Genomic DNA, 683 nt, shown 5'->3' on the forward strand with positions numbered 1-683 from the left:
CTGCTGTTTCTGGCGACCAACCAAGCCGTCACCGAGTTCGCCACGAGGTACGACCTGGACCCCAAGGCGGACGCCGAGGGCAACCTGTCGGTCAACCTCACCTTCGGCCCGATCGTCTACCACGTCTACGGCTACGTCGACTTCAACGCCCACTGCGCCGCGAGCGACGAGCGCCAGGCGCGGACCTGGGCGGCCGGGCAGGGCCTGGAGATCGTGGCGAAGCCGAACGACGAGCCCAGCCAGGCGCCGGCCCTGAGCGCCGGGCCCGAGCAGCCGGCCGCGGTGACGTCGTGACGGGCCGTCGGTTGCGGGCCCTGCTGGGCCTGCGGGTCGTGCGGATCACGGATCCGGTGAACGCGCTGGAGCTGGTGCGGCCCGACGGCACGGGCTGGTACCTCTGCCCGATGCCGGCTCGCCGCGAGCCGCAGCCGGAGCCCCCGCCGTTGCTGACGGTGCTCGGGGCGCCGGTGCTTACCGGTGTTGTCCTGCCCGGCCGGAGCGCCCGGCCGTGACCGGCCAGGAGCTGGGCGTGCTGACCGCCGAGCAGACGAGCGCTCTGGAGCGGGTGGTGGTCGAGCACATCGCCACCGGCTGCGGCTCGGTCGGCGTCGCGCAGTCGCTGATCCTGGCCGCGCCCGGGCCCGGCCACGAGGGGGTCTTCGCCTCGCGTGCCCTCCAGGGCC

2 protein-coding genes are annotated in these 683 nt (G+C 74.1%); both read left to right on the forward strand.

Going from position 1 to position 683, the window contains the following annotated elements:
* The coding region (locus tag ABD323_RS43060; RefSeq protein WP_344447484.1) for a hypothetical protein at positions 1-294 on the forward strand (294 nt) is incomplete at its 5' end.
* A complete protein-coding gene (locus ABD323_RS43065) occupies positions 291-512 on the forward strand; it encodes a hypothetical protein (RefSeq protein WP_344447485.1) in 222 nt (73 codons plus the stop codon). The genes ABD323_RS43060 and ABD323_RS43065, both read left to right, overlap by 4 nt.
* The last annotated feature ends 171 nt before the right edge of the window (positions 513-683 follow it).

It is taken from the genome of Kitasatospora nipponensis, assembly GCF_039528135.1.
Taxonomy (GTDB): domain Bacteria; phylum Actinomycetota; class Actinomycetes; order Streptomycetales; family Streptomycetaceae; genus Kitasatospora; species Kitasatospora nipponensis.